The organism is Lysinibacillus sp. HST-98, assembly GCF_016757845.1.
GTDB classification, from domain to species: Bacteria; Bacillota; Bacilli; order Bacillales_A; family Planococcaceae; genus Lysinibacillus; species Lysinibacillus capsici.
In genome coordinates this window covers 83,141-106,664 of record NZ_JAENHX010000005.1, presented here as the reverse complement: position 1 = coordinate 106,664, position 23,524 = coordinate 83,141, and the positions used below count along the sequence as shown (strand labels likewise).

The 23,524-nt window shown below is 38.8% G+C and carries 16 protein-coding genes; 2 read left to right on the top strand and 14 right to left on the bottom strand.

All coding sequences use genetic code 11. The features are described from left to right. Positions 1 to 16: 16 nt before the first annotated feature. The 5 genes from odhB to JIN86_RS13370 all read right to left on the bottom strand — a co-directional run bounded on the left by odhB (position 17) and on the right by JIN86_RS13370 (position 8,620). The gene (gene odhB / locus JIN86_RS13390) at positions 17 to 1,273 is read right to left on the bottom strand and encodes a 2-oxoglutarate dehydrogenase complex dihydrolipoyllysine-residue succinyltransferase (protein ID WP_202342150.1); all 1,257 of its coding nucleotides are present in this window, start codon (positions 1,271 to 1,273) and stop codon (positions 17 to 19) included. A gap of 91 nt (positions 1,274 to 1,364) precedes the next feature. After that, positions 1,365 to 4,190 carry a 2-oxoglutarate dehydrogenase E1 component gene (locus tag JIN86_RS13385; RefSeq protein WP_202342149.1) on the bottom strand — a complete coding sequence of 942 codons (2,826 nt, stop codon included), beginning with the start codon at positions 4,188 to 4,190 and terminating at the stop codon, positions 1,365 to 1,367. A gap of 232 nt (positions 4,191 to 4,422) precedes the next feature. Further along, on the bottom strand, positions 4,423 to 5,808 hold the full coding sequence (locus JIN86_RS13380) for a HAMP domain-containing sensor histidine kinase (protein ID WP_202342148.1): 1,386 nt from the start codon (positions 5,806 to 5,808) through the stop codon (positions 4,423 to 4,425). Further along, positions 5,805 to 6,479, bottom strand: a complete 675-nt coding sequence (locus tag JIN86_RS13375) for a response regulator transcription factor (protein WP_004230122.1) — start codon at positions 6,477 to 6,479, stop codon at positions 5,805 to 5,807. Before JIN86_RS13375 ends, JIN86_RS13380 begins: the two co-directional genes overlap by 4 nt. 113 nt (positions 6,480 to 6,592) lie before the next feature. Beyond that, positions 6,593 to 8,620: a diguanylate cyclase domain-containing protein gene (locus JIN86_RS13370; RefSeq protein WP_004230125.1), complete on the bottom strand. Its 2,028-nt coding sequence runs from the start codon at positions 8,618 to 8,620 to the stop codon at positions 6,593 to 6,595. A gap of 542 nt (positions 8,621 to 9,162) precedes the next feature. On the opposite strand from JIN86_RS13370, the gene JIN86_RS13365 reads away from it, so the two are divergent. Then, a complete protein-coding gene (locus JIN86_RS13365) occupies positions 9,163 to 9,711 on the top strand; it encodes a GNAT family N-acetyltransferase (RefSeq protein ID WP_004230128.1) in 549 nt (182 codons plus the stop codon). Between the two features lie 80 nt (positions 9,712 to 9,791). On the opposite strand, the gene JIN86_RS13360 is transcribed toward JIN86_RS13365, so the two are convergent. Next, positions 9,792 to 10,868 carry an undecaprenyldiphospho-muramoylpentapeptide beta-N-acetylglucosaminyltransferase gene (locus JIN86_RS13360; protein WP_004230130.1) on the bottom strand — a complete coding sequence of 359 codons (1,077 nt, stop codon included), beginning with the start codon at positions 10,866 to 10,868 and terminating at the stop codon, positions 9,792 to 9,794. Between the two features lie 171 nt (positions 10,869 to 11,039). Between JIN86_RS13360 and JIN86_RS13355 the strand changes: the two genes are divergently transcribed. Next, positions 11,040 to 12,386, top strand: coding sequence for an MATE family efflux transporter (locus JIN86_RS13355; protein ID WP_202342147.1), 1,347 nt, complete (start codon positions 11,040 to 11,042; stop codon positions 12,384 to 12,386). Positions 12,387 to 12,428: 42 nt separating this feature from the next. Here the strand turns inward: JIN86_RS13355 and JIN86_RS13350 are convergent, their stop codons facing one another. The 8 genes from JIN86_RS13350 to JIN86_RS13315 all read right to left on the bottom strand — a co-directional run bounded on the left by JIN86_RS13350 (position 12,429) and on the right by JIN86_RS13315 (position 23,239). Further along, positions 12,429 to 13,505, bottom strand: coding sequence for a Ger(x)C family spore germination protein (locus JIN86_RS13350; protein WP_202342146.1), 1,077 nt, complete (start codon positions 13,503 to 13,505; stop codon positions 12,429 to 12,431). Next, positions 13,495 to 14,523: a GerAB/ArcD/ProY family transporter gene (locus JIN86_RS13345; protein ID WP_202342145.1), complete on the bottom strand. Its 1,029-nt coding sequence runs from the start codon at positions 14,521 to 14,523 to the stop codon at positions 13,495 to 13,497. Before JIN86_RS13345 ends, JIN86_RS13350 begins: the two co-directional genes overlap by 11 nt. After that, on the bottom strand, positions 14,520 to 15,953 hold the full coding sequence (locus JIN86_RS13340; protein WP_202342144.1) for a spore germination protein: 1,434 nt from the start codon (positions 15,951 to 15,953) through the stop codon (positions 14,520 to 14,522). Before JIN86_RS13340 ends, JIN86_RS13345 begins: the two co-directional genes overlap by 4 nt. A gap of 119 nt (positions 15,954 to 16,072) precedes the next feature. Further along, positions 16,073 to 19,027: an EAL domain-containing protein gene (locus JIN86_RS13335; protein WP_202342143.1), complete on the bottom strand. Its 2,955-nt coding sequence runs from the start codon at positions 19,025 to 19,027 to the stop codon at positions 16,073 to 16,075. Positions 19,028 to 19,207: 180 nt separating this feature from the next. After that, the gene (locus JIN86_RS13330) at positions 19,208 to 19,519 is read right to left on the bottom strand and encodes a helix-turn-helix domain-containing protein (protein ID WP_004230144.1); all 312 of its coding nucleotides are present in this window, start codon (positions 19,517 to 19,519) and stop codon (positions 19,208 to 19,210) included. Positions 19,520 to 19,621: 102 nt separating this feature from the next. Continuing rightward, positions 19,622 to 20,311 carry a CAP domain-containing protein gene (locus tag JIN86_RS13325; protein WP_004230146.1) on the bottom strand — a complete coding sequence of 230 codons (690 nt, stop codon included), beginning with the start codon at positions 20,309 to 20,311 and terminating at the stop codon, positions 19,622 to 19,624. A 442-nt stretch (positions 20,312 to 20,753) separates the two neighbouring features. After that, positions 20,754 to 21,656, bottom strand: a complete 903-nt coding sequence (locus JIN86_RS13320; protein WP_004230148.1) for a CobW family GTP-binding protein — start codon at positions 21,654 to 21,656, stop codon at positions 20,754 to 20,756. Between the two features lie 68 nt (positions 21,657 to 21,724). Beyond that, positions 21,725 to 23,239, bottom strand: coding sequence for a lmo1851 family serine protease (locus tag JIN86_RS13315; protein ID WP_009371323.1), 1,515 nt, complete (start codon positions 23,237 to 23,239; stop codon positions 21,725 to 21,727). Positions 23,240 to 23,524: the final 285 nt, after the last annotated feature.

The following is a 23,524-nucleotide window of genomic DNA, read 5'->3' as shown; positions in this document are numbered from 1 at the left end:
GCAGGGTTTAATGGCATTATGAATTTAATAATAAATCTTCAGGATTTTCGATTAATTCTTTAACTGTTTTTAAGAATCCTACAGAATCTTTACCATCGATGATACGGTGATCGTATGAAAGTGCTACATACATCATTGGACGGATTTGAACTTCACCATTTACTGCAACTGGACGGTTTACAATTGAGTGCATACCTAAAATACCAGCTTGCGTACCGTTCATAATTGGTGTTGACATTAATGAACCGAATACACCACCATTTGTGATTGTGAAGGATCCACCAGCCATGTCATTTAAGCCTAATTTTTTATCACGAGCTTTTGTCGCTAAGTTAGCGATATCTTTTTCGATTTCTGCAAAGTTTTTACTATTTGCATCGCGTACAACTGGTACGACTAAACCTTCTTCAGTTGATACAGCAATACCGATATCAAAGAAGTTATTTAAATGAATTTCATCGCCAGAGATTTGAGCGTTTACGTATGGGTATTTTTTCAGTGCTGCAACAACAGCTTTAGTGAAGAATGACATGAAACCAAGTTTGATGTCGTTTGCTTTTACAAACTCTTCTTGTTTACGTTTACGAAGTGCCATGATGTTTGTCATGTCAATTTCGTTGAATGTTGTTAACATTGCTGTTGATTGTTTAACTTCTAATAAACGTTTTGCAATTGTTTGGCGACGACGGCTCATTTTTTCAATTGTTACACGGTCAGAATTAGCTGCTGGTGTAAATACTACTGGGCCACCTGAAGTTGCTACTGATGTAGGTGCTGCTGGCGTTACAGCTGGTGCTGTACCGTGAGCTGCTACATCTTGTACACGTACACGTCCTTGTGGATCTACTGGAGATACCGCCGCAAGGTCAATTCCTTTTTCACGTGCAAGACGACGTGCTGCTGGAGATGCAACTACACGCTCACCAGAAGTTTCTTCTACTACTGGAGCTGCTGCAACTGGTGCAGATGCTGCTTGTGGCGCTGCTGGTGCTGGCGCTGCTTCAGTTGGTGCTGCCGCTGGAGCTGCTGCTGCGCCTTCACCTGCTTCTACTACTGCGATAACTTGACCAACAAGTACAGTATCGCCTTCTTCAGCTAAAATTTGTGTTAATACACCTGCTTCTTCAGAAATGATCTCAGCGTTTACTTTATCTGTTTCAAGTTCAACGATGAATTCACCTTTTTCAACGCGATCGCCCACTTTTTTTACCCACTGTGCGATACTACCTTCTGTAATCGATTCTGCTAATTCAGGGACTTTAATTTCAGCCACTTTCATTTCCTCCTTTGATTAACGTGCATGACGCACATAGAAGGGCTACTGCTTAAGGGCAAGTAGCCCGGTTTCAAAAATTGATATATGATTATTTAACCTTTACTGGCTCAGCAACCGCTTCTTCAATAAGAGCTGCTTGTGCTGCTTTATGAGAATCTGCATCCCCTTCAGAAGTTGAGCTCATTGCAGGACGGCCTACATAGCGAAGTTTTTTACCTTCTGAAAGTTCATATAATGTTTCTAATGCATAATTCCATGAGCCTTGGTTTTTAGGTTCTTCTTGTACCCAAACAATCTCTTTTGCATTAGGATACTTAGCAATGATACCAGCAACTTGCTCTTTTGGGAATGGGTAAAGTTGTTCTACACGAATAATGTGTAGGTGATCGAAGCCCTCGCCGTCTTTCACGCGCTCTGCTAAGTCGATCATCACTTTACCTGTACCTAAAACGATACGCTCTACAGCTTCTGGTTTAGCCCCTAAGCCTGGTTGTTCAATCACTTCTTGGAATGAACCATTTGCTAATTGCTCAGCATTCGCCGCAGCTAGTGGGTGACGTAATAATGATTTTGGTGATACGACTACAAGTGGACGTACCCCTTCTGTACCTAATAATGCTGCTTGACGGCGTAATAAGTGGTAGTAGTTTCCAGCATTTGAACAGTTCGCTACAAACCAGTTATTTTCAGCTGACATTTGTAAATAGCGTTCCATACGGCTTGAAGAGTGCTCTGGACCTTGACCTTCATAACCATGAGGTAAAAGGATAACTAGACCAGATTTTTGACCCCATTTTGAGCGTGCCCCTGAAATAAAGTTATCAAACATCACTTGTGCCATATTCGCAAAGTCACCGAATTGTGCTTCCCATACTGTTAGTACATGGCTATTTTCTAGGTTGTAACCATACTCAAAGCCTACTACCCCAGCTTCAGTCAGCGGAGAGTTGTGTACTGTAAAGGATGCGTTCGCACCAGAAATATGGTGTAGTGGTGTGAAGACATTGCCATTGTTTTTATCATGCAGTACTAAGTGACGTTGAGAGAATGTACCACGTTGTGCATCTTGACCTGTAAAGCGTACTGGTGTGCCATCTTGAATAATCGTTGCATACGCTAAAGTTTCAGCATGACCCCAGTCAACTTTTGCAGACGCATAAGCATCACGGCGTTTTTCTAAGATTTTACCAAGCTTTTTCTGTGGTTCGAAGTTTTCTTCAAACACTAAAAGCTCTTCATTGATTTTTTCTAAACGTTCCGCACCTACTGCTGTATCAATTTGTGGGAACTCTATTTTTAATTCTTCTGGCATTTCTAAATGATGATGATCATCTTTTTCTGCCATTTCTTTGACATGGTCATAGGCTGCTTGCATTTCTGCATAGATAGCTGTATCTAGTGCTGCTACATCATCAGCAGTTACAAGACCTTCTGCCACTAATTGTGCACCATATAATGCACGCACTGTTTCATGTTTAGACACTAATTTGTATGTTTCTGGGTTTGTCACTGTTGGGTCATCTGTTTCATTATGACCATGGCGACGGTAACCTACTAAGTCCACAATAATGTCTTTGCCAAATGTTTGACGGTAGTTTGCCGCAAAACGTCCGACTTGCACTACTGCCTCTGGGCTATCTGCATTAACATGGATCACTGGTACTTCATAGCCTTTTGCAGGGTCAGAAGAATACACAGAAGAACGAGAATCATAATGTTCTGTTGTGAATCCGATCATATTGTTTGCGATAATATGGATTGTTCCACCTGTTGTAAAGCCTTCTGTTTTAGCGAAGTTTAACACTTCTGTTACAATCCCTTGACCTGGGAATGCAGCATCACCGTGTACAAGAATGCCTAAGCCCTTTGTACGGTCAAAAATAGGTTGCCCTGGTTTAGATGTATCATCTTGTGTTGCACGAGTAGCACCAAGTACTACTGGATTACCCACTTCTAAGTGAGATGGGTTGTAAGCCAATTTCACATTCATACCAGATTCACGGTTGTAAGAAGCACCCATGTGGTATTTCACATCACCTGTCCAACCTTTTGTAATTTCAAGGCGGCCATGCTCTGGCATAAATAAATCATTGGAAACATGTGCAAAATCAGAGAACATCATGTCATAAGGTTTATTTAAAATATGTGTTAAAACGTTTAAGCGACCACGGTGTGCCATACCAATACGTACGTTTTCCACTTTTTTTGCTTCAGCCGTTTTAATAATTTCATCAAATAGAACGATTTGCGTATCTAAGCCCTCACCAGAGAAACGCTTTTGTCCTACAAATGTTTTATGAATAAATTTCTCGAAATTTTCAACACGAGTTAAACGATCTAATAAGGCTTTTTTCTCATCCGCAGATAATGCTTGTTTGAATGAGCCTGATTCGATTTGCGCTTGAATCCAATCACGTTCTTCAGTAGCTACTACGTGACCATATTCAAATGCTACTTTATCTGTATAAATAGCTTTTAAATAGTCGATTGCATCCTTACCATTTTTCACGTTTGCTGGCACATCTTTGAAGAAGATTGCTGCAGGAATTTCAGCTAAATCTGCAGCGCTTAAGTTGAACGCGCTTTCTTCAATTTGAGCTGTTTGTAGTTCACGGTTTTTCAGAGGATAGATATCTGCCGCTAAATGACCGCGTGAACGAATTGCATCTGCTAGTTTTACAGCGGCTAACACTTTTTTGTAATCGCCAGCAGGAGCCGCTGCTGTATGACTAGCTACAGCTACTTCACCTTCTACTACTACTGGTGCACCAAATTGTTGGAATAAAGAAACTAACTCCGGTTCTACTTCTTCAGGAGACTGTAAGAATAAGTCGTATTGCTCCATCACATATCCTAGGTTAGGACCAGAGAAAGCTGACCATGGAGAACTTACAGTTGTAAAGTTGTTCGACATGAAAAATGACCTCCAAATTTTGCCTTTCGGCAGTTCCATTAATTAAATTGCAATTAATTATATAATATTTAGCCGTTCTTTAAAAGAATGTTTCACACTACTTTTCCATATTTTAAAGAACGTTTTTTCCATCTCAATCTTACTACTCTTCACAAAAAATACAACTCTTTTTAGCAAATTAAGCAATTTTTTTCGCAAAGGATAGAATAATGAAATAAAGCATGTATTTTTCTTAATATTTTAGCGGGATTTTCAGCAAGAAAACGGTTCCAATATTAACCTCACTCTTGACTTCTACTGTGGCATTATATTTTTCAAGTAACATCTTCGAAATACTAAGCCCTAAGCCTGTTCCACCAATTTGGCGATTTCTTGCTTCATCCACTCGATAAAAACGATCAAAGATAAACGGAATATTGTCTTGTGCTATTCCTATACCATTATCAGTAATTTCTAAACATGCATAATTTCCAGCAACAGAAATAGAAATTTGGATCTCAGGAATTTTTTCACAATAACGAATAGCATTCTCTATTATATTACGAACGATTTGACTTAGTGCATTTTCGGTAATAAATAACGGACCTATTTCACCATGTTTCGACAGCGACATTCGCGCTTGAGGATGAACACGCTTTACCTCATCCATCACTGCTTCGATGACCACTAGTGCATCGGCCTCACTTGTTTCATCTTTTTGCTCACGCCGTGCAAGTTCTAATAATTCCTCAATCATTTTGCGCATACGAGCAATTTCTGTTAAAGAGGTATCAATGGATTCCTCTAATATAGCAGGATCATGTTTGCCCCATCTTTTTAAAAGAGAAAGATGCCCTTCAATTGCTTGAATGGGCGTACGCAGCTCATGAGAAGCATCGGCGACAAATTGTTGCTGCTGGGTAAATGAGATTTGCAGTTCATTCATCATGGCATTGTACATCTTCAGTAAATCACCAATTTCGTCATGTGATGTATAGGATAGCTGTATAGGCTCGTTAAATCCTTGATCCATCACAGTTTTCATAGATGCTCGCAATTCGTGTAGTGGCTTCATTAAATAGTTCGCTAGATAATAGCCAATAGAGCCAGATAACACTAAGGCTCCTAACCCTGCAATCAGCATGGCTGTCAAGAGATAATGCATGAGAGATTGAAAACTAGTTAACGGATGAATCACTTGAATATAGCCTTGGAAAAAACCCATCCGAATCGGTTCATTGATGACCAACACATCTTGCTTATCAATGGTCATCTCAAAAATTTCTTGCAACGAATTAAGTGGTGCTGCAGCAGAGGTATCATTGATTCGTAAAATATCCACCCCATCAGCATTAAATATTCGGACCGTCTCATCACGATCCGCAATCGATTTGAGCAAGCCTGTATTTTGCTGAATTTGCTGAATGGTAATTGTAGGGCCTTGGGACTCTAAAAAAGAGATGATATCCTTACTTGTCCGATTGACCTTACTCTCCTCATCATTTAATAACCATGTATGCAGAGAAAGATAGACGACTACACAAATAATCGTAAAGCTAATAAAGATGACACTGCTTGAGGTCAGCATCCATTTTTTTTGCAGGGACTGCTGACGTAAATAATTTCTTAACTTATTCATTCTCGCATCACATACCCAACACCGCGAACGGTTTCAATATAATCATTCATCGCCCCAGGGAGCTTTGTACGTAAATGTCTGATATAAACATCTACCACGTTGGTCTCGATATCCGTGTCATAGCCCCAAACGGATGTTAAAATATGCTCTCGTGTGCATACTCTATTTTTGTGCTCGATTAATAGTTTCAATAAGTCATATTCTGTCTTTGTTAGATCAAGTTTATTCCCCTGAACGAAAACTTCATAGGCAGCTACATCTATTTCAATATCCCGTAGGCATAAAGATTCACTGTTTGTCTGCTCTGGCGTGACACGACGTAAAATCGTTCGTATTCTAGCCAGCAGCTCTTCAATCGCAAAAGGCTTGACGATATAATCATCTGCCCCAGCATCGAGGCCCGCTACACGATCCATCACAGCATCTCGTGCCGTTAATAAAATGATCGGCACTTGTGATTGTGTTCGGATACGACGGCAAATCTCTATCCCATTAATACTTGGTAACATCACATCCAGTAAAAGGACATCAAAATTTTCCGACGTTGCCAAAGACAATCCTTCTCGACCATCAAAGGCAGTTTTCACTTCATAGCCTTCGTGTTGTAATTCAAGTTCCACAAAACGAGCGATATGCTTTTCATCTTCTACCAACAATATCTTCTTAGGCATCGTATCACCTTCTATTCCAAAATAACGATGTAGGATTTTTATCCCTATACTGTTATAGCATAACATCAAATAAAAAGTCTGTCTCACAAGGAAAACCTTGTGGACAGACTTTTTTAGTGTATGTCGGAAATAGAGAGGTTGTTTTTCCCCGACTCTTTTGATTTATATAATGCTTGGTCAGCTAAATCCATTAGCTCATCCAATGTTCGAGCATGGTCTGGGTAATAGGCAATGCCAATTGAAGCAGTTGGTGTAAAAAGATGGTCCTCTATCATCCAGCCTTCTGCTAATTCATCACGAATCCGTCGAATAATATGCATAATTTGATGATGTCTTTTTTCCTGATCTCTTGTTAAGCCAGTTAAGATGACAATAAATTCATCGCCACCTATTCGAATAACCATATCATGGCTTCGAACTGTTTTGTTCAAGGAACTGCCGAATCGCTGAATAAACGCATCGCCCGTCTCATGGCCAAAGCGATCATTTACTTCTTTAAAATCATCACCATCTATATAGAGCATCGCCACACAGGTTTGATTTTCATTTGCTTCTGCTAGTATTTGAGGAAACTCCTTTTCTAAAAAACGCCGATTAGGTAGCTGTGTTAAAGCATCATGATACGCTAGATACAGCAAATCATTTTCCCTTTCTTTGCGATGCGTAATTTCACGAGACACCATCATAATTTGGGAAACTTTTTCACGTTCAGGATCGTGCACAACCGTGACATTTCCTTCTGTCCATATTGGGGTTCCATCTTTCGCCTTCAGTAAAAGTTCAAACTGTGAATCTGTTTGCCCTGTATAATTATTTAAGAATGTTTGCCATTCGTCTTTACTTTCTCGATCAATAATGTCACTGTAAAACTGTCCTTGTAGCTCTACATTTTCATAACCTAAATAAATACCATAGGACGGGGAAGCATAAATAATGATGCCATCTTCATTAGTAATCACAATTAAATCATTTGTATTTTCTGTGATAAGTCGGAAAGTACGTTCAATATTTTTTAATTCTGTGAACATTCTTTTCTTATCCGTAATATCATAGTTAATGGTTAAAATTTGTTCAATTTGACCAAACTCATCTTTTAATGGAACAATGGTAGCTTCTACCCAGTAATCGGCATGATATTTCGTTCGATAGCAAAGTTCTCCACGCCACATTCCCATCGTGTCCAGCTTATCTTCAATTATTTGAAAAAGGTTTTGCCCACGGAATCGTGGTTCAATCAATGCGAAGGGCTGACCGATTAACTCCTCCGCCGTGTAGCCAGAAGCCTGTAAAAACATCTCACTCACTTCGGTAATGTTCCCCTCATGATCTAATACAGCAATGGCTGTAGCTGAATTTAATGCAGATTTAAAGACCTCTAGTCCATGAGACTTCGAACGTAATTCTGCTTTTTGTAAAGTAAATTGTGTAAAATCTTGCATGATAAGAAAAATGGCAAATGAATTATCATCCTGCATCACTGGTGATAGTGACAGTAAATACATACGTTCCTGCTGGTCCAATGTATGCAATTTAATAAACTTCTCACCAACGTTTTCCCCTCTTGCAGCTTTTTGCAAACAAATTTTAATTTGTTCAACTTCTTCCTTTGGAATAATCGGTAAATCCACAAACATTTTCTGTTTAACGGCTTCATTATCTAATTGAAAATCTTCCATAAAGCTTGAATTCACTTCGTATATCATTCCTTCAGCCGATAAAATGACTGTTGAGAAAAAGGCATGGTCAAACATGGACCGCATAAATAAAAATTTATCTTCAATACTGCGGTCATAGAGTATTTCCTTCGTGATGGCTAATATATAGTCTTCATTCTTATATTTCAACGGTCTGACGGATGTTTCATATTTACGAACCTCCGATTGAACATATGCATAATCTACATAGTCAACCTGTTTATGTTCTCTAATGGCCTCATGGTAATTTTTCTGAATGATCAAAAAATTACGCTTTGAGGTAACGGTCGAAATCATTTTGCCAATCGCCTCATTCGATAACAGATCTTGAGCTGCTTGATTTAAGCGAATATATTGATAATCGTCCCCTACTTTTTTCACGAGAAAAACAAAATCCTTGCCAATAAATAATGAGTTAAAGAAATCTTCGCTTAAAATATACTCCATGCTGTCACCTCCAGAAAAGCCATTGCCATCATGATAGAAATGTTCGTATGTATGTGTTGTTAGAATAAAAATAATACTACTATTATAACATAAAAATAAAAAATTACCTTTCTAGAATCATAAAAATTATATCCTTTTAAGGATAATATTTGATATATTACCTATTCTAACAAGCAACCAATCCTACTAAAGATGTAGATAAATGATTAATATTAGATAAAATTGATAGGTTAGACTTAATGCTATAAAACAACAAATTTATGGATAATCTTATTTCACTTGTCAGAATATACTGACTATTAACCTCAAATTTTGTTTTTTTACGAGCAAAATGATTGCATCGAACAGATAATATGTTATATTATATTTAAAAAACTAGCCTTTTTTCGGTATGGTCGAAATCAGTAAGACAGCGGGAGATTATGGAATATCATAGTTATAACGTCTAGTTCTTTGGGTTTTAATTCCAGTACGAATTTTAGTTTTCTTCTTTATGCTTCAACGGAATTGTTTTAACTACCCTAGTAAAGGAGGCGTTTCGTATGCTTAAACATCGAGACCTGCATGAATGTACAGAGCTTTATGAGCTATTATCACACCCTTCTGTATTCCCTTTTGTCCGTCAAAAAGCCACATCCGCTGATGAATATTGGTTTATGACAAAACAACTGATTGAAGAGGAAGCGAGAGGACTCGCTATCTCGAGGACCATAACTGATGATTGGGGTCAACCAATCGGCACGATTAGTATTCACGATGTGGAGGACGGTGCAGGCTTTCTAGGAACGTGGATTGGACTCCCTTACCAAGGTAAAGGTTATAATCAAAAAGCAAAAATGTTATTTTTGAACGAGTTATTTTTTGACTATAATTTTCATACGGTCTTTCTCCGTATACGTGTTGAAAATTTAAAATCACAGCGTGCTGCTTTAAAGCTTCCTTATGTGGTGAGTGCCAATGAAAGTCATCCAACATTATTAGCGCAGGTTAATAGCGGTGAGGCACAATTTAATTTATTTAAAATACCAAAAGATTTATTCTACCTAACAACCGCACATCAAATGCAAGAAGGCGAAGAGCAAGCAATGTAGTGTGTATATATAAAATAGAAGCTATAAGGTTTTGTCATTTCGACCTACCTCCTAGCTTCTTTTCTTTTTTCAAATAGCACTTATTTCTTATACTGTAAAATTAATGACGCCATTTCATCTGGTGTTTTTGGTTTTTGCGTTTTTGCCATTGTCTCCACCATTTCCACTTTACGCTCTGTTAGTGTATGAACAGACTTCATAAAAGATTCCTTTGTCAACTCGTCTTCCTGTAGCACTTCTGCGTAACCTTGTTTTTTAAACAAGTTGGCATTTAAAATTTGATCCCCACGGCTTTTTTGCGCTGAGAGAGGTACTAATAGCATCGGCTTGTGAAGCGCTAAAAATTCAAAAATGGAGTTAGAGCCTGCTCGTGACACAATAAAGTCTGCAGCATGCAATAAATCAGGTAACTCTGTTGTCACATACTCAAATTGCTTGTAGCCTGGCATTGCCTCCAGTGCTTGATCATAATTCCCCTTCCCACATAAATGAATGATGTGAAATTGCTTGAGGAGCTCTGGTAAGTTTTTACGTAGTGCCTCATTTAAGACAACAGAGCCTAAACTCCCTCCCATAACAAGTAAAACAGGCTTTAAAGTAGAAAAGCCGCAGAAAGCTAGCCCCCTTGCTCTTTCTCCCTCAAATAACTCAGGACGAATAATGGAGCCTGTGCAAGTAGCCTTCTCTTGAGGTAAATGCTTCAGTGTTTCTTCAAAAATCGTGAATACATGGGAAGCAAAAGGTAAGGCTATTTTATTGGCAAGACCAGGTGTGACATCAGATTCATGGATGACGACTGGCACACCTGCTAATTTCGCTGCCATCACAACGGGCACAGAGACAAACCCTCCCTTTGAAAAGACAACCTGTGGCTTCACTTTTTTAAGAATACGAAAAGCCTGCATCATTCCAGCAAGCACTTTAAATGGATCTGTAAAATTTTTCATGGAGAAATAACGACGCAATTTACCACTCGCAATGCCATAAAACGGAACATCGGGGAACGCCTCGCCAATTAATTCTTTTTCAATACCTTGCTCTGAGCCAATATAGTGGACATCATAACCAAGTTCTAGTAAAGACGGGAGTATCGCCTGATTTAACGATACATGGCCAGCTGTCCCACCACCGGTTAAAATGATTGTTTGTTGTTTCACACAAATTCTCCTATTCCTTAAAAACCATTGTAGTTAGCACTACTTTTTGTTTACAGTGTTCTATTTTACTATATGCTGACGAAAAGATATAGATGAAGCATGAAAATTTCAGCTTTTCTCTCTTTACATATGCTATACTTGTTCATTATGTTCATGAAGGAAGTAGAAAATATGTATCAAACATCCACAATTAAGGAAAAATATGCGCTACTCTTAAAAATGATTGTCCCTATTTTAGTGACACAGGTAGCTATTTATCTTATTTCATTTTTTGATATTTTAATGTCCAGTCGTTACGGGACGGTTGATTTAGCAGGTGTTTCGATTGGTTCCTCTATATGGATGCCGATTTATACTGGACTTTCTGGTATACTCCTAGCTATTACCCCAATTGTCTCACAGCTTGTGGGAGCGAAAAAAGAGATGGATGCAAAAAAGGCAGTCCAGCAAGGCATTTATGTCGCGATATTGCTAGCGGTCCTTATTTTTACAGGACTCTTCTTTGGCATTGATTGGATACTTAGTAAGATGAACTTAGAATCTGCTGTACATAACATTGCAAAAGGCTACATCTATGCGATGTGTGCTGGTCTTTTGCCACTTTTCTTATTTTTTGTGATGCGTTGCTTTATTGACGCTCTTGGTCAGACACGGGTCACGATGATCATTACCTTAATGACAACGCCCATTAATATCATGCTGAACTATATCTTTATTTTCGGCAAATTCGGTGCACCTAAGCTTGGCGGCATCGGGGCTGGTGTAGCGACAGCAATTACGTACTGGCTAATATTCATGATTACTGTATGGATCATCGCTAAACGAGTACCGTTCGAACGATTCCGCCTGTTTCATGATTGGCCTAAGCTTGAATGGCTTCGATGGAAGGAAATTTTATTGATTGGGGTACCAATTGGTATTTCCCTATTTGCAGAAACGAGTATATTTTCTGCTGTGACCATGATGATGAGTAATTTTAGCACAGAAATCATCGCAGCCCATCAGATTGCCATCAATTTCACTTCTCTGTTATACATGGTTCCGCTCAGTATTTCTATGGGTGTCACAATATTAGTAGGTTTTGAGATCGGCGCTGGTCGCATGCGAGATGCTCGTATGTATAGTTATCTATGTGTCGCCACAGCCATTTTGTTTAGCTTTATATCAGCTTGCATCTTGTTTATTTTACGTGAACCTGTAGCACATATGTATACGACAGATCAGCTGGTACTTGAGTATGCCGTCCAATTTTTAGTCTACGCAGCCATTTTCCAGCTTTCTGATGCGATACAAGCACCCGTACAAGGTGCATTGAGGGGCTATAAAGATGTCATGATTACGTTTATCATGGCCATTATATCTTATTGGGTGATTGGCTTACCAGTTGGGTATACCCTTGCCACACATACGGATTTCGGCCCATTTGGCTATTGGATTGGTCTTGTGGCAGGATTAACAATGGGCGCAGTTACTCTTTTAATCCGTCTGTTGGTTGTTCAAAAAAGAGTCACTGTTTAACGACAAAAAATCGCTTTTCTCTAACTTGAGAAAGGCGATTTTTTAGCGTAAAACACCTGTACGAATGATTTTCACTTGAACAGACGGCACTAGCTGTAAGGATGCATAGATAGCATGCCAATCCTTCTGAAACATCTTGGGGTGATAGGCACGAATATATCGACCAATCCCCAACATATCCGATTGCTGAACTTGAAGAATTCGCAAAACCTCCTCAAACTCTGCCTGCACATGGTCTTGAATCAACTGCTGAACCTCCTTGAAAATGGGGTCTTTATATAAATGGTCATGTGCAAATTCCTCAATTTCTACCTCGATGAGATAATCCATGTCTATTCTTTTTAATTCCTCATTCACCCTCCATTGACGCTTGATATGAATGACATCAGCCGTTATTGGCATTGCTTTTCCATCATGTTTCCACATATAGCTCATCCGTGCTTGTTTGCTAGGTTGATTCATTAAGAGAAGCATCATGAGCGATTGTTTTGGTGTTAATACTGTACCCGTAAACGTTTGACCTGAGAACAAAGCAACGCCTGCCGCAACAGCATGCTTTTTATCCTCACTTAACTGAATATAAGGTAGTGCAATATCAATTGTCTGTTCAAATAGCATGGAGCCAACCGTCTGTAAATCTAATTTCGGAAAAATTGTATTTTCCTCTGTGCTTTCCATAAAACGTTCATAATAGCCTCCTGCCCCCCCTGCTAAATCCTTTGTTAGCTCAATAAACGGCTTGACATCCCCTTCAGTTACAGCTATTTTTATCGAAATCGGGTTTTGGGGATCACGAAAATAAATATCCAAAATATCATAAAGAGGCTCTCTTACCGTTTGATCCGATACAAGGATGGTCGATAGCTCAGATAAATCAAGTGTTTGTTCTACTTTTAAATTGGCTTGATTCCGTACATCTCTTGGTGAAATACCGTCCGCTACAATCACTTCATTTTGCTGAGCTGCTGTATTCGGATAGGCATAATATCCCTTGTATGCCCCCACATATCCGTCCACCCCAACGAGCGTCACAACGGAAGCGTTTTTATAAAGTCGTTCATCCCAACAACCAGCTACAAGTAACATAGACAAGAGGAGCATAATCCCTTTACGATACACGTTTTCCCCTCCATTTATTCCAACAAATTATCATCATTGGTAGTAGAATTGTAAACACTATGAGTACGTAGTGTATAGAATTTTTGATAAACTCAATGCGCTGAAATTGCATGACAAATAGCGGCAGGATGGCTAAGAGAAGATGAAAAAAAACAATACTTCGTTTCGGATGCTTCCGTTTTTTTGACAAATAAAGCACACGAAAGGACAAACCGTAGATCATAACCGTAACAATGGACCAAGAAAGCCAAATATAGATGAAAAAAATATCCAGCCGTTTTACAAAATTCACTTCCTGTGATTTTAAAATATACATAATAGGCTCTGGTATTAGTTGAACCTCCTCCAAAGCAAAGAACATTTGTGTAAAGACAACCGAAATAAAATAAAAGATAAAAATAACGAGTTGGTAAACCAATAATGGCTTTCCCTTTACCTGTAAATCCTGTTTGAGAAATGGACGATAAAGGAGGTACATTTCAATCCCCAAATAAGCGTACATGCTATGAATCATGCCCGCCATGATTTGCTTAGTATTGTTCCACTCAACGGGGAAAAGATTACTCCACGTTAAATCTGGAACAGCTAGCATTAAAAAAATGACAAAGAGGAAAATGATAGGGATTAGCATGACACCAATATTGATAATGGTTTCTGGTCTAACTAAATTGGCATACAAAGATAGCCCTACAATCATCATGACAACAATCCATTCAGGTGTTTGGGGCAAGACCCAAGATGCCAGAACATACCCCATATAGGCAATTAATACAGCTGTTATTAATAACCAATAGATAAGATAGACCCAGCGAAAGAACCCATTTAAAAAGAAAAATTGATAATAGCGTTCAAAAAATAACAGCAAGCCATAATGGAAGATACTTGCAAGGATGAATACAAACCATGCACTATGTTGGCTGTATATGATTAACGGTGTTTGAAAGGCAATGTAGACAACACCTGTCTGAATGATAAAAAGTAGTAAAAAAAATTGTGCCTTTGATAGAGAAAAATTCATGGTGTATCCTCATTTTTTCCCTTTTCATCCTTCGGTGGTTGAAAGGAAGTAACTTGGACTGTCGGTCTAATAAAGGGCCAGCGTAAAAAAATTTTATAAACAGCTCTCGGTTGAAAAGGTACGATAGGTGAAAAATACGGCTGTTTCAATGACGTTAAACTAATTAAATGAATTAATAGGATGACAACCCCTACCACAATGCCTAAAAACCCAAATAATGAGGCAAGTAGCATAAACGGAAAACGGAGCATGCGAATCGTGCTATTCAATTCAACAGACGGAACAACATAGCTTGAAATGGCCGTTAAGGCGACAACAATGACCATTAAGTTTGACACGAGTCCCGCACTTACAATGGCATCTCCTATCACTAATCCCCCTACGATCCCAATCGTTTGCCCTACTGATTGTGGTAAACGAATACTTGATTCTCGAATGAGCTCCATAATAATCTCAAGGATCAGCGCTTCAATTAACGGTCGATAAGGTATATCATTAACATCATTTTTCACTTGATTACTTAATTCTAAAGGTAATACCTCAAAGTGAAAGCTAATCACAGCAATATAAAATGCTGGTAAAAAAACTGCCGTTACAAACGACAGTAAACGCACGATTTTATAAAAAGAGCCAACCATTACCCGACTATTATAGTCATCAGGTGTTTGATAGAAAGAGAAAAATGTCACAGGGCCAATCAAGGCAGACGGCGAAATATTGGTCATGACCACAACTTTACCCTCCACTAAATGGGCTACCACACGATCTGGATGCTCTGTATTTAACAATTGCGGAAACGGCGATAACACGGAATCCTCTAGTACATCACTTAACTGGCCAATACTATAAAAATAGTCGATTTTAATGTCCGCAATCCGCTTTTCCATCTCTTGTAAGGTCTCAGGCTGTATGACTCCATCCATATAGAGATAATAAGCTTTTGTGTTAGTTTGTTGTCCAATTGTAAAAGATTTGACCACAAGAGCGGGATTATTCACTCGCTTTCGGATCAACGTTAAATTGGTATCCGCTCGCTCCACAAGACCTTCATGGGAGCCCCGCAGGATATGTTCATTGTTCGGCTCCTCAAGGTTACGACGAACTTCATTGGTAATCGCTAACGTTAGCATTTTTCCCGTGTCAGGTAAAATCACGAGCGTTTCACCTTGGCAAACCCGTTCAATCGCTTGCGGTAGCGCAAAATTTTCGAGTGTTGTAAGTAAGGTTTCACTCCAAAAAGGTTTTTCTGTATCTAAACGTGCATAAATCGTATCCAGTATTTTTTGTACTTCCTTCGCATCAACAAGAGAAGCGTAAAAGCATAAAATAGCCGTGTCCCCTTCATGCCAATCTATTTGTCTGACGGTCAAATCCGAGGAATGGTAGAATGCTTTTTGTAGGCTTTTCATCATATACTCCACTTTATCCATAAAACGCCTCCTCTACTGGAGAGTATAGGCATTTTTCGTGTATTTCAAACGCTTAGTTCGTGTGATTCCACGCCATGAAAAAGATGCCCTCTAGAACATTTGGGCATCTTCATGATCAGCTATTTTTTAAAATAAGCTTCAATATCCTCATACATAAAGGGCGTTCCCTCTATTTTTTCATGTTGATTATGCAAGGCTGTCATTCGATTGATAATCGGGGCTAATTTCCCTTCATCCTCCTGCGTCAAATTGAAGGCGACCCCATAAGAGTAGATTTGATATTTTTCTTCTAAGGTCCATCTAAATGTACCCTCTAGGTTAAATGATTGATTCATCAAAATAAAGCTAAATTTAAATTTCATCGTTTGATTAACGGGTAGCTTCAAAGAAGAGCGAATCTTCATACCGCCTAAGCTAATATTTTCGATGACGATCGGGGTATGACCAATGTTAAGCTTTTGTTCATTCATTTCAATAATTGTCATGAAGCCCTTCACATAGGCCGGGAATTGAAAACGATAATATTTGCGTCGCTCCACCACAGGTTTTTTATGAACAATGGCTTTTTGTGGTGTTAAAATGCCTTGTGTCAGCATTTTTTCAAAGGCTTTCGCGGGAACAGCCTTCGTATAAATACTACCTTGCAAATAATCACATTCTTGCTGCTTTAAAAAGATAAATTGCTCGTAACTTTCAACTCCTTTTGCCACTACCTGAATACCAAGCATTTTGGCTAAATAAATCGTTGCTGAAATAAGTCCATTTTCAATCGGACGATCATGACGAATTTCACGGATAAACGCTTCATAGATATGGAGTGTCGTTGGTTGGAATGTTCGCAATGATTCTAAGGATGAGTAGCCTGTTCCAAAATCACCAATAGCAATTTTGACACCCATGTCTTGTAATTCTTCGAGAACAGTCATCACACTTGTACTATTTTTTAAGATGGTGCTTTCGCTAATCTCGAACTGTAAATAATGCGCGTCAATCGAATTTACCTGTAATTGCTCTTGGACAAACTGAATAAAGCCCTTTTTCATCAGGCGGATTGGCGATATCTTAATACTAATTGTTCGCAGCACATGCCCTTGCTGCTTCCAGTGCTGTAACAACGCACATGCTTTTTTAATCACCCAATCTGTAATGATATGAATCATATGGTTTTCTTCCGCTAATGGAATAAATTCACCAGGTGACACAAGGCCCCATTCTTTATGATGCCAACGAATTAACGCTTCTGCACCATTGATAATCCCCTTTTGCGGCTCCACCAATGGTTGGAAATATAATTCGAATTCCTCATTTAACATGGCTTGTCGCATATCTCGGTCTAACACGTACTGCTTATAGGAAGTAATATCCTCCGTAAAAGCATAAATATGAAAACGATTCCTTCCCTGCTGTTGCGCATAGCATAAAGCTGAATATGCATTTTCTAATAAAATGTTTCTCGATAAGCCCTCCTCTGGATAAAAAGCAATACCAATGCTAGCAGATAGGTGCAAGCGGTAGTCTTTTATCGAAAAAGGTGTATCAAAGGTTTTCAGTAAACGGCTAGCCAGCGCGTAAATATGTTGCTTGCTCCCATATTTTTTCATGACAATGATAAAATGCTGATTGTCTAAACGTGCCATGTAACTGTGATCATCTGTTAGTGTTGAAAAGTAGTTGGTCACCGTGCGCAGAAGCTCATCACCGATTTTCGTACCTAGCGCATTATTTAAGATATGAAAGCGGTTAATCGAAATATATAATAGTGCGAAGGGTTCGCCAGCTAAGCATAAGGTATCAACTTTATCATGTAAGCTCAACCGATTCGGTAAACCTGTCAATTCATCATAATACACTAAATAATTAAGCTTCTTTTCTCGTTCAATCTCCTTTGTAATATCAGTTACTAAGCCGAAAATATGGTTGACCTCCCCCTCCTGATCTACTCTGGGCACAATCTGTTCCAGTAACCACTTTGTCTGATTCTCCCCCGTTAGGATACGATAAATCACTTGATAGCTTTTGCCTGAAGCGAGATGATCTGTATACGCTAATACCTCCTCACGATGTGCAGGATGAATCATATTAATCCATACTTCTGAGTCTTCGTAAAGCCTGGCTAATGGAATACCAAGAATTCCTTCCAATCCTTTAGAGGCGAACAGCATATTGCCACGAATAGAATCGCGCATCCAAATCCCTGCATCTAAATTGTCAAAGATAGAATGATAGTTGGCTAATGTATCATTTAGTGTTTTCTCAAGTAGTTTGAAAGCTGTTTCGTCTTTGACAACCCCAATCATCTTAAAGGGCTTGTCATCCTTCCATATGACTTCGGCGGCTGCCTGTAGAAAACGCAGTTCATTGGTTTTACCGTGATAAATTCGGAAGTCACTGTCAAAATTAGTCCCTTTTCGCGCATCATTAAATGCATCATACGTCCTTTCATAATCATCTGGATGAATGAACTGGAAAACATGATCGATGCCATCGTTATCTGAACGTGCAAAGCCAAAAATATGATAAAAATTATCCGAGCAAAACAGTTTGTCATGCTGAATAAAGTACTCCCAGCTCCCCACTGCCGCAATATGCTGGGCGTAATTTAAATGCTTCTCATGGAGCATTAACTGATGCTTCATGGCTGAATACGTGGACATATCTTCAATGACTAAATAGAGCCCCTCCGCCTGATTGTCGTCATTTTTGATTGGTATAAATGTCAGTACGAGGCTTAGATTTTGCCCTTGATGCTGTAGTCTATCAATATCAATTTTGACCGACTTTCCTCGTAATGTTCGATTGAATGCTCTTTTTAATCGTTTATAATCTGCATCAGTCAGAATTTTCTTGAAATCTTCAGCATGACTAGGTCGATCTTGTAATAGTTCATAGAGTGCTTCTTGATTGACATAAATAATTTCGCCCTCTGCCGAAAACACAATCATCATATCGGGGTGATACTTGGCAAAGGACATGGCATATGAAAATAAACCATGGTCTTGAGCTGTTGCCAGCGCAATCGTATGTGGTCTTTCTTCCTTTGTAAAAAATTGCTTTAATAGATTCGGCTTTTTCATCCATCTCACCTCTCCCTACTTTTTACCCACTACTTATTTATCAATTCCCAAAAAATACAGTTTAAAAACTACTATTTAGAAAAGAGAAAGAAAAATTTCATCGACCGTTTTTCGCTGGAGGGAGCGCTCTTTTTTATTAGGGGATGCCCCCCATCCAAAGAAATAGATTATGTGTTTTTCTTAAGGTACTACGATTAATTCCATATCCAATAGCCAGCGATCAATGGCTTGCTTTGGATAAAATACTTTGTCCCCTACCTTCACATGAGGGATTTCACTTATGTAACCATTAGATCCGTCTGGCACTTCTGTTAATTTTAGCACTTCCCCTACACTGATTCCTAAATAATCAGCTGCCTCTTCTTGTGACAATAGCTGGTGTTGCACGGATTCCTTTGGCTGCTCTTTTAAACTAGTGGCGATGAGCCAGCTTCCTATTAAAAACGACACTGCTAATGAGAAAATCGCCATTGCTATGCTATATTGTTTCAATTCTATCCTCCCTTTCTCATCAAATTTTACCATTAATTCAATAAAAAAAGATGCTCTATAAGCCTTTAAAGACTTGTAGAGCATCTTTCTATTCATAAATGATTATTTTTGGATAAATTGTTGTGTCCAGTAGTTACCTGATTTCACATAACCTACACCGATGTGTGTAAATTTACCGTTTAAAATGTTCGCACGGTGTCCTGGTGAATCCATCCATGCTTGTACTACTTCTTGTGGTGAACGTTGACCTTGAGCAATGTTTTCACCTGCAGCTTTATAAGCGATGCCTAAAGCTTTCATACGATCAAATGGTGAACCAAATGTTGGACTCGTATGTGAGAAATAGTTATTTGTTTGCATATCTTGTGATTTTTCACGAGCTGCAGCCATTAATTTTGCATCTGTTTGAAGTGGTGATAAACCAGCTTTTGTACGCTCAGCGTTTGTTAATTTTACTACTTCTTGTTCAAATGCGTTCACATCTGAAGTTGTTGTTGATGGTGTTGAAGTAGTTGGTGGTGTTGCTGGCTTTTCATTTTGTGATGATTGATTATTATTTGGCTTTGTTGGTGTTGTATTATTTGTTGTTGGCGTCTCATTAGATGGTGTAGATGCCTGCGGAAGTTTAATCGTCCACTTATGATTGTTGTTTGACCATTTATAATAATAAACATTACAGTTTGTTGATTGCTGTACGGAATTCCCCTCTGTTGTATTGGCAGCAGCAGAAGCTATTTGAATTGGAGCTGCTAAAAGAAATGTTGCACAAATTGCAGTTAGTGTTTTTTTCATGTTTGCAATTCCTCCTTCTCTGCCACTAATCGTAAGGGATGAATTTCATTAAAATCTTACCAACATCTGCTAACTGCACCAACGAAGAAGAAAATGCGCGAAAAACCACGTTTTTTTCGCGTTATTTTTTAGCAGGTTTAACCAATCTATGAAATACTTACGTTTGAAAGAGGGTTGACACCCCTCCTAAACTAGTAAATATTTTAGAAAATAAACAGCTAATATGAATAAAAAATGTATGTTTTATACACTCATTTTTTAACCGCCTTGCTTCATTTCTGTCTTGGCATCACCCTAGAGATGGCTAGTGTCGTAGCCTCATGTTAGTCTAATGTTACAATTGTGTTACAAAATCATTACATTTCATTTACATAAAAATAAAACAACCTGTGTAAAGCTACACGGGTTGTTCAGGTGCAAAATTCACAGGTTGCTTTATTCTTCAATTAGTCCCAATAACAGGTAAAGAAACGACATTCTCTCCAATAATAACAAGTTTTGCTGGCATTTTTAGATATTCTGGGAGCCATTGCACCATTCCATAAGCATATTGGAACAACATTGGGTTTTTGATGCCCTTAATTGGTACATAGCCTTTCATACGATAAATCGTTTCAGGTAATGCACGCACCCAATCTTCAAACTGCTCCTGTGTAAATTCCTGATCTGTGAAATCTACTAAGCGAGAGCCTAGCTGCATTGAGGCTATTGGTGCTTTAACTATATCTGCTTTATCGACCTGTGTCGTTGCCTTCAGCCCCTCTAATAAGCTAAGTGGTACACGTCCATTTGTTGTTTGCAATATAAAGGCATGGGGGTTTAAGCCCTGCAGTTCATAGACAACCTGACCTTGCTCTGCCTCTGTTAATAAGTCTGTTTTATTTGCTAATAATAGATGTGCATGGCGAATCTGCTCTAGAAATAAAGAGCGCACTTGTGGTGTTAACGTATCACGGTGTAGCCAGAGCTTAGAATCTGCCACCGTGATAATACCTTTCACATTGAGCTGATCTGCAAAAAGCGGTGAAAAAACGGCATCCAAAGCTTCTACAGGATGTGCTGCACCTGTTGTTTCGATAATGAGCACATCAAAATCACTATCTAATAGAAGAGATTGAATTTGTGCCTCTGTTTTTTCAGCACCTGAACAGCAAATACAGCCCTCTAGCATCTCCTTGAGCGGGATATCTTTTTCCACTGCCTGTGAGTCAAATGGTAGCTTCCCGAGCTCATTCATAATAACAGCAGGCTTTAAATTCTTTTCTTTTAGCTGGCGAATGACATCTGTCAGCATGGATGTTTTGCCACTCCCTAAGAAGCCACTAAATAGGTACACATCTTTCATATTAGGTCCTCCTATAAAAAAAGCTGTCGCAGATGCCGTGAAAGACAACTGTTGCGACAGCTACATGGTTAGTTTGTTGTTTCCTCTGTTTTTTCGGCTGTTCCTACAAGAAGCTCTTTCGCTTTTAGTAACTGAGGATCATCAGCTTTCATTTTTGCACGTAACGCATCCATTAATGCATACGTTGTATTACCTGTTAGAATGCCTGTTTCTTCAAGGTTGTTCGCTGCTTGTAGTTTTTCTACTGCCTGTGCGGTATTGTCATCAAAGATCCCATCTACTTCACCAGGCTCATACCCTAGCACCTGAAGCATCTCCTCAGCTGCTTTCACAGAGTCAGATTGTAGGCCTGTCTTCATTTCTAAAGAGGCATTCAAGTATGGTAAAGAGGCATAGGATGGATACGCAACTTTGACATCAGGCTCAATTCCTTTTTCATTAATCCAGTTGCCATTCGGTGTTAACCATTTACCTGTCGTAAATTTCAAATTAGAGCCGTCTTTTAATGGTGTAACATTTTGGACAGTCCCTTTACCGAATGATGTTTCACCGACAACTTTAGCACCAACTGACTCTTTTAATGCTCCTGCTAATATCTCAGAGGCTGAAGCACTACCACTATCAACTAGTACCGTAATCGGTAGGTTATATTTTTTACCCGCAATGGCATTTGTAATTTGAGGCTCCGCATCTTTTTCTTGTACCTGCACAATCGCTTTTCCTTCTGGCACAAAGAAATTAGAGATATCGACTGCAGCCTTTAGGTAGCCACCAGGGTTTTGACGTAAATCTAATACAATGCCCTTCATTCCTTTGCCTTCATACTCAGTAAGGATCTTTTCAAGCTCTTGGGCTGTTTGTTCACTAAAGGATGTAACTTGAATATGAGCAATATTGCCATCAAGCATTTCACCATAAACGGTTTCGACTGGGATGTCATCACGAACAATCGTCATTTGAATGGGTTCCGTATTTTCGCCACGTTTTACCGTTAGTTTTACGGGTGTTCCTTTTTCGCCCCGAATGAGTGCAACTGCCTCTGTTGCACTTAAGCCCTGAATACTTTTCCCATCAACTGTTAAGATAATATCTTTTGGTAATAAGCCTGCCTTTTCAGCAGGAGAATTTTTGATAGGTGACACAACTGTAATATAACCATTACGTTCTTGGATTTCTGCACCAATTCCTTGGAAGCTCGAAGATAAGCCCGAATTAAATTGATCCGCTTCTTCCTTTACCATGAAATCAGAATAAGGATCGCCTAATGCATCAAACATACCATTGATCGCACCATCGACCACTTTTTCATCGTCAATATCTTGGTAATAGTTATTTTTCAGTAAATCAAATGCTTCATATAATTTTGTAAATTCCTCTCGTTCAATCGGAACTTTCACTTCTACTACTTTCTTATCACCAAAGGTTAACGCAAATATTGTTAAACCTGCCGTAATAAGAATTGTAAAGAACATTAGCATGATAAATTTAAACGGTTTCAGTTGTATAAATTGTCCTGCCGGCTTTATTTCAGCTGGAATCGGCTCCTGCTGCTGTTCTGTACTTTCTTTTTTCTGTTCATCCATCTTGATTGTCACCACTCTCATTTACACTAACTTGTTGTCACACTACTACCATCTTAACAGGTTATCCAGAAGACGAAAAGAAAAAGACTGTCAAAATTTCATGACAGACCTTGTCCCATCATGCTTCATTCTAACTAGCATTCCAGCACCTATTCAACCTTTATACTACTAAATTTAGGCATATTATGGTACTGCCTTTTAATTTTACTCATTTCCTAGTAGCAGTCAACAAAAAACTCAAAGAATCCTAGAAATGCTATAAGAATATAACGTGCCAGTGTCCAA